The organism is Acinetobacter sp. WCHAc060042 (genome assembly GCF_003231195.1).
Classification (GTDB): domain Bacteria; phylum Pseudomonadota; class Gammaproteobacteria; order Pseudomonadales; family Moraxellaceae; genus Acinetobacter.
In genome coordinates, this window is sequence record NZ_QKVN01000027.1 from 54,127 (window position 1) to 61,958 (window position 7,832).

Consider the following 7,832-nt stretch of genomic DNA (forward strand, 5'->3'; position numbering starts at 1 on the left):
AAGGAGGTTGTATGGACCATCATCATCACGAAGATAAAAATACACTTACTGATCCTGTCTGTGGCATGGCAGTAAAAGAAACATCTCAATTTTATGAAAAAGTTGACAGTAAAACTTTCTATTTTTGCAGTGAAAATTGCTGGTTAAAGTTTAAGAATGATCCTGCTTTTTATATTAATAAACTAGCAAAAGCGACTAATCCAAAAGAGATTGGGATAAATTCAATTGTGGTTGATCAGCCGATAAATGTGAATACTTCTACTATTTACACTTGTCCGATGCATCCCGAAATTCAACAAAATCACCCTGGGAATTGTCCTAAATGTGGTATGACTTTAGAGCCTTTACTTCCAAATCTGGATGAAGCTGACGAAAACCCTGAACTAAAAGATTTTAAAAGACGATTTTGGTATACCTTACCTTTAACTCTTATCGTTGTATTTTTAGCCATGTTTGGGCATCAGCTGAATTTATTTGATATGAAGATACAGAGTTGGATTGAACTCATTCTTACATTACCTATCGTTTTTTGGGCAGGGTGGCCATTTTTTGTTAGATGTTGGCAATCAGTTTTAAATCGTAGTCCGAATATGTGGACCTTAATTGGAATTGGTACTGGTGCCGCATTTATATACAGCCTCATTGGAACTTTGGCTCCACAAGTATTTCCAGACTCTTTTGTTTCTATGGGACGTGTCGCTGTATATTTCGAAGCCACAGCAGCCATTATTTCGCTGACCTTATTAGGCCAAGTTCTTGAGTTGAAAGCTCGATCACAGACCTCGGCAGCAATTAAATCTTTACTTGGGCTAGCACCTAAGACTGCAAGAAAAATAAATGACGATGGTAAAGAAGAAGATATTCCTCTTTCCCATGTACATGTTGGAGATTTGCTCCGAGTACGACCAGGTGAAAAGGTCCCTGTTGATGGAGTTGTTACTGAAGGGTCGAGTTCTATTGATGAATCAATGTTAACAGGAGAACCTGTTCCCGTTACAAAACGTGAAGGCGATCAAGTAATAGGTGCAACAATAAATATGAATGGTTCATTAGTAATGCGTTCAGAAAAGGTTGGATCTTCAACGGTACTTTCTCAGATCGTACAAATGGTATCGCAAGCTCAACGTTCTAAAGCGCCGATGCAAAGAATGGCAGATCATGTTGCAGGTTGGTTTGTTATGGTAGTTATTGCTATTTCTGTGCTTACATTTTTTGGTTGGGGGGTATTTGGCCCAGAGCCTAGCTGGGTTTACGGGTTAATTAATGCTGTCGCAGTGTTAATTATTGCTTGCCCATGTGCTTTAGGCTTAGCGACACCTATGTCAATTATGGTGGCAACAGGTCGTGGTGCATCGAATGGTGTACTTTTTCGTGATGCAGCTGCAATAGAAAATTTACGTAAGATTGATACTTTAATTATTGATAAGACAGGTACTTTAACTGAAGGCCAACCCTCATTCGATAAGGTTATCGCTCTTTCGGGCTATGAAGAAAATGAGGTACTTCGGTTAGCAGCTAGTCTGGATCAGGGGAGTGAACACCCTTTAGCTGATGCAATCGTACGTGCTGCCCGTGAAAGAGATCTTGTACTGTCTAGACCAACATCTTTTGAATCTGGCTCTGGGATTGGTGTTAAAGGAGAGTTAAATGGACAACAATTATCTCTTGGTAATACAGCATTAATGGAACAGCTGGGAATATCAGTTAAAGCATTTGTTCCCGAAGCTGAAAAGTTAAGAGCCGAAGGTGCAAGTGTCATGCATTTAGCTGTGGATGGAAAACTGATAGGGTTAATAGCTGTTTCAGATCCAATCAAAGCAAGTACACCTGAGGCTGTTCTTTCATTAAAAGATTCCGGTCTAAGAATCGTAATGGCTACTGGTGATGGATTAACAACAGCTAAGTCTGTTGGCGCTAGATTAGGTATTGATGAGGTTTATGGTGAGGTTAAACCCGCAGATAAATTAGAATTGGTTAAGAAATTGCAAAAAGAAGGAAGAGTGGTTGCGATGGCTGGTGATGGGATCAATGATGCCCCAGCTTTAGCTCAGGCTGATATCGGAATTGCAATGGGTACAGGAACAGATGTAGCAATGAATAGTGCACAAGTTACTTTGGTAAAAGGTGATTTACGCGGTATAGAGATTGCTCGTTCATTATCAGAAGCAACCATTAAAAACATGAAGCAGAACCTTATGTTCGCATTTCTTTATAATGCTTTAGGTATTCCTTTAGCAGCGGGTATTTTATATCCATTTACTGGCTGGTTACTTTCTCCTATGATCGCAGCCTTAGCAATGAGTCTAAGTTCAGCATCAGTCATTGGTAATGCTTTACGACTACGTAGCCAAAACTAAGTTTTTCTGACTACTCATTATTTTTAACTATTAAAGATGAGTAGTCAGTAGTTGTTTATTTTTATATAAGCGATTAATTTTTAAAAATAATTTTAAAAGTTATGCGGCCATTATGATAGTCTGCTCTAATTGTTGCGCCATGTACATCAAGAATGGATTTGGTAATTGCTAGCCCTAAGCCAGTACCTTCCTCAACTCGCTGTCTGGAAGCATCTGTTCTATAAAAACGGTCAAATAATCGATTTAGCTGGTCTGATGATAAAGGTGAGCTTTCATTCTCAATTATAAAAACAGTTTTATCAAAGCTTTGTTGGCAATTGATTTTGATCACTGAATCTGTTTTTCCATATTTGATCGCATTTGATAATAGATTACTGAGTGCTCGACGTAACATTGAAGGATCGCCATTTACATAACCTAGACCAGTTTGTTCTAAAGTCATTTTCTTTTCAGAAGCAATAGCATCATAAAAGTCAAATAAAGCTGAAATTTCTTTGACCAAATCAATTCTTTGTAAGTTTGGTAAATGCAAACCGTGTTCGGCTTTGGCAAGGAATAACATATCTGAAACCATCCGAGCTAAACGTTCAAACTCTTCTAAGTTAGAAAAGAGAACTTCCTGATAAGTATTGATATCTCTACTACGGGATAAACATACTTGGGTTTGAGTCATCAAATTATTAATAGGTGTACGAATTTCATGAGCAAGATCAGATGAGAAGTCTGATAATTTCTCTACAGCAGATTCCAGTCTATCTAACATATCGTTAAAAGCTATGGCTAAGGATCTAAGCTCTGTTGGCGTGTTTTCGACTTCTAAGCGTTCAGAAAGATGTTGAGCAGATATACCTTCTGCCACTTTTGCCATTTTTTGAACTGGGCGTAACCCTCGCCATGCTGCGAACCATCCTAAGAACATTAAACAAATTGTACCCACAAATCCAATGTATAGAAGTTGACGTCTAAAGTCATTTAAGAAATGTAGATGCTCAGAAGTATCGATGCCAACGACAATTTGAGCTGACATAATTGAGTCTTGATGATTAAAAGACTTTGTATAAATTAAACCACGGTAGGTTTTATTTTGAATGCTCCATTCAACCCAAGGCTTTCGTTTTGATTTATTGAGTGTTTGGGTATGAATGGTGGATGGTGCTGAACTAAAAATAATTTGACCCGTTGGTCGTTCAATTTGAACAATTAGATCATGATGACCAACTAAGGCGTCTTTTAAATAAATATTTAGCTCTTGGGAATTGGCTGGATTTTGTTCTAGTAAATTTTCTAGAAGTTGAATTTTCCCTTCTAGTTGTGTCCGGTCCTGAGTTTCGAAATGATGCATTACGAGTTGATGAATAACTAGTCCCATAATCATTAGAATGATTACGGTAGATAGAGAAAAAATAATAGCTATACGAAAGCTGATTGCATTAAACAATTTACGAGTCATCTTCAACCTCTAGAACATAACCCATTCCCCGTATGTTCTGGATTAGCTTAGGGCTAAAGTTACTGTCAATTTTACTTCTCAAACGTTTAATAGCGACTTCTACGACGTTGGTATCACTATCAAAATTCATATCCCAAATTTGAGAAGCTATGAGTGCGCGAGGTAAAATTTCACCACGTCTACGCATAAATAATTCCATCAGCGCGAATTCTTTAGCTGTTAAGTCAATACGTTGCCCAGCGCGAGTGACGCGGCGTTTACGAAGATCAAGTTCAAGATCAGCAATTGTAATAAGGTTACTATCTTCTTTTTGTTGTCCCCGTCGGAGTAAGCTTTTAATGCGTGCTAATAACTCAGCAAAAGCAAAAGGTTTTACGAGGTAGTCATCAGCTCCCAAATCTAATCCCTTAACTCGATCTTCAATTTGATCACGCGCTGAAAGAAATAGAATAGGCATTGTCTTTCCGCTTTTGCGAATATCATAAATGATATTCCAGCCATCTAATTTTGGTAACATAACGTCCAAAATGATGAGGTCATATTCTTCGGAAAGTGCTTGATGTTTACCTGATAATCCATCTGTGACCCAATCCGTAATATACCCAGCTTCAGATAGACCTTGTTTAAGGTAATCACCAGTTTTTTGTTCATCTTCAACTAGTAAGATTCTCATTGATAAAAATCCAATATCACTCATTAAGAATATAATAACGTTATAAATACGTGATTCTTTGTAGATTACAAAAATGTCATTTTCATGTCATATAGATGTTTGGTGCTGGCCTTTAATGTATCCATATAAGCTAATTTCGGAGCAAAAAATGAAAGTTCTATTTCGTCGTACTTTAACAACTCTTATGTGTGCTGGTGCTTTAATTGCAGGAACTCAATCTTGGGCAGCAGAAACTAAACAAGCGAATACAGTTACTACAGAGGTTAAAGCTAATTCAAAAGCTCAAGAGAAATGTCAAAAACCTTGTGATATGAAGGGTGATGAGAAGGCCCAGCATAATCACAGTAAAATGAGTGATTTGTCCCAGATGGATCATTCTAAGATGATGAACATGGATCACTCTAAAATGGGCGACATGGATCACTCCAAAATGAATATGTCAAATAATTAATACGATAAAAGAGATCGAAGGCAAAGAAGTCGAGAAACTACTTTGCCTTTTAACTAAATATTAGATAGGTGAAATAAATGTCTAAAAAATTAAGTCATGTCCTCCTAATAGGAATTGGTTTATTTTCGTCGACTTGGGTGATGGCTGCTGTTAAAGAATATGATTTAACCATCGCTGAGCAAACAGTAAATATAACTGGAAAGCCTTTAAAGAGAATCACAGTAAATGGCAAATTTGTGGCCCCCCTTCTTGAATTTGAAGAGGGTGATGAGGCGATTATTCGTGTTCATAACAAGTTAAAAAACCAAGATTCTTCTATTCATTGGCATGGTTTAATTTTGCCTGGCATCATGGATGGAGTACCTGGATTTAATCAGTTTGATGGTATTGCTCCTAACAAAACTTACGAATATAAATTCAAGGTTCGTCAAAATGGTACTTATTGGTACCATTCTCACAGTAAAGGTCAAGAGCAAGAGGGCTTGTATGGTCCGTTAGTCATTTACCCAAAGAATAAAGTACCTTTGTCACCAGAAGAAAAAGCTGACAAAGATTATGTAGTACTACTTTCTGATTTTCATAATTCTACTAGCGGACAGATTATGAAAAATCTTAAAAAAGAAGCTGATTATTATCAGAATCGTCGTGAAACCGTATTTGATGTACTAAAACAGGTCAAAAGAAATGGCCTAAAAGCGACATGGCAAGATCGTTCGATGTGGAATCAGATGCGAATGTTAAAGACAGATATGTCTGATGTTACGAACTATACTTTTTTAATGAATGGTAAGACGCCAGCACAAAACTGGACTGGAAACTTTAAGGCAGGTGAAAAAGTTCGTTTAAGGTTTATTAACGCTTCTGCAATGTCATTATTTGATGTGAGAATCCCTAATCTCAAAATGACTGTAGTAAGTGCAGACGGTCAACCTGTAAAGCCAGTTCCAGTTGATGAATTTCGAATAGGAACAGCTGAAACGTACGATGTAATTGTCGAGCCTAAACAAGCAAATTATCAGATTGAAGCTGAATCTATTGATCGTAGTGGGTCTTCTGTTGGGACGTTACATGATGAAAATACTTCACCTGTGAAAAATATTGTTATGCCGCAACCACGTCCTCGTTCTTTATTAACTATGGAAGATATGGGGATGGGACATGAGATGTCTTCCATGGCGGGCATGGATCACGATATGTCGTCTATGACAGGTAGTTCGAAGGATCAATCCATGTCAGGCATGAATCATGACATGTCTTCAATGAAAGGTATGGATCACGATATGTCGTCTATGACAGGTGGCTCAAAAAATCAATCTATGTCAGGCATGAATCATGATATGCAAATGACTACATCTAATGCATCTACACAAGAAAAAAATAGTGACGTTGTATATGGTTGGGCGAATGCTTCAACACCCGTTGGCCAAAAAGCACTTCAATATAGTGACTTACAATCTCTAAATCCTCAACCAGATACTCGTGCACCTGAACGTGAAATGGAAATTCGTCTTGGCGGGAATATGGAGCGCTATATTTGGACAATTAATGGTAAGAAGTTTAATGAGACAGAACCATTCAAAGTGAAATACGGGGAACGTATACGCTTGAAATTTGTGAATGACAGTATGATGGCTCACCCAATGCACTTGCATGGTATGTTTATGCAGCTTGAAAATGGTCAAGATCCTAAAAATATGCCAAATAAACACACAGTAATTGTTCCGCCTGGGAAAACGATTACTACCTTACTTACTGCTGATGAACTAGGTGAATGGGCTATCCATTGTCATTTGTTGTATCACATGTCTGCTGGAATGATGAATAAGCTAATTGTGGCAAATGTAGATGGTAATAGTTCTGATTTGAAGAATATTGTTGCTCAACCTCAAGCAAATGATAAGGGAGTGAATCAACATGCAAATCATTAAAAAGTTTTATTCAAAAACAATTTTGTCTGTTGTGTTATTAGGTTTAGCAGGTATGACATTTGCGAATGATAATTCTACTGAAAATTTAAATATTAGCACGGCAAGTATGAATGTGCTTTTAAAAGAAGCTGGAGGATTAGGCTATGTTGAACGTAATGCTGCTCAAAATACTTCAAAAGGCAAATTAGCTCTTAGCCAAAATCATGATAAACATCTGAACGAGCATGGTGGACAGATTTACCAAACAACTAAATTTTCCAATGAGTGGGTAATTGATAACGATGGTAAGGGTAGTTTAGGTTCTAGTTTCGAAACATTGATTGGAACAGATGAGAATCGAGTATTTGTTGAAGCCAATCTGAATAAAGCAGAGAGTAATGATCCCAATTATGATGTGTCTGCACTTTATAGCCGTAATGTAGCACCATTTTGGGATGTACAAGCTGGTCTAAGATACAGCGAGGATAAAAATAACAAGAACAGCGATCGAGTCGATGGTGTTGTTGGTATATTAGGTCTTGCTCCTTATTTCTTTGAGACCAAAGCTTACCTTTATGGTGGAAAAGACAACTTCTGGGGAGCTAGTTTTGATTTCGACCGTGATTTATTACTCACTCAAAAGTTGATTACTCAGCCATATATTGAAGCAGATGTTGTCTTTAATGATAATTCCGACTTTGCATCAAGGACGGGATTGTCAGAATTGAAGACAGGTATTAAAACTCGTTATGAGATTAGCAAACGTATCAGACCATTTGTTGATATAGCTTATCAATATGAGAAAGGACAAAAATCAACTCTTTTTCAAGAAGCAACAGATTCTGAAAAGGGATGGCTATATGGTGCAGGTATTGAATTAGTTTTTTAATTTTGTCTCGATATTAAAAATAGCAGGCCCTAGGGCCTGCTATTTTTAATGAATAAAGTTGTTAATTTTTTTAAATCTGTAAAACTAAAAAAGCTTAAATTTTGG

6 protein-coding genes are annotated in these 7,832 nt (G+C 37.2%); 4 read left to right on the top strand and 2 right to left on the bottom strand.

Annotated elements, in window-relative coordinates:
- The first annotated feature begins 11 nt into the window (after nucleotides 1-11).
- Nucleotides 12-2,357 (top strand): heavy metal translocating P-type ATPase, encoded by a 2,346-nt coding sequence (locus DPG01_RS12620; RefSeq protein WP_004880442.1) that lies wholly within the window; start codon nucleotides 12-14, stop codon nucleotides 2,355-2,357.
- A gap of 73 nt (nucleotides 2,358-2,430) precedes the next feature.
- Here the strand turns inward: DPG01_RS12620 and DPG01_RS12625 are convergent, their stop codons facing one another.
- Nucleotides 2,431-3,807: a heavy metal sensor histidine kinase gene (locus DPG01_RS12625; RefSeq protein ID WP_110975322.1), complete on the bottom strand. Its 1,377-nt coding sequence runs from the start codon at nucleotides 3,805-3,807 to the stop codon at nucleotides 2,431-2,433.
- On the bottom strand, nucleotides 3,797-4,480 hold the full coding sequence (locus DPG01_RS12630) for a heavy metal response regulator transcription factor (protein ID WP_002058525.1): 684 nt from the start codon (nucleotides 4,478-4,480) through the stop codon (nucleotides 3,797-3,799). The genes DPG01_RS12625 and DPG01_RS12630 overlap by 11 nt, the downstream gene beginning before the upstream one ends.
- Nucleotides 4,481-4,628: 148 nt before the next feature.
- Between DPG01_RS12630 and DPG01_RS12635 the strand changes: the two genes are divergently transcribed.
- The 3 genes from DPG01_RS12635 (at nucleotide 4,629) to DPG01_RS12645 (ending at nucleotide 7,727) form a co-directional block, all read left to right on the top strand.
- Entirely contained in the window at nucleotides 4,629-4,931 is a 303-nt protein-coding gene (locus DPG01_RS12635) for a hypothetical protein (RefSeq protein WP_110975326.1), read from the top strand.
- Between the two features lie 77 nt (nucleotides 4,932-5,008).
- Entirely contained in the window at nucleotides 5,009-6,859 is a 1,851-nt protein-coding gene (locus tag DPG01_RS12640) for a copper resistance system multicopper oxidase (protein ID WP_110975323.1), read from the top strand.
- Nucleotides 6,846-7,727: a copper resistance protein B gene (locus DPG01_RS12645; protein WP_110975324.1), complete on the top strand. Its 882-nt coding sequence runs from the start codon at nucleotides 6,846-6,848 to the stop codon at nucleotides 7,725-7,727. Before DPG01_RS12640 ends, DPG01_RS12645 begins: the two co-directional genes overlap by 14 nt.
- Nucleotides 7,728-7,832 lie beyond the last annotated feature (105 nt).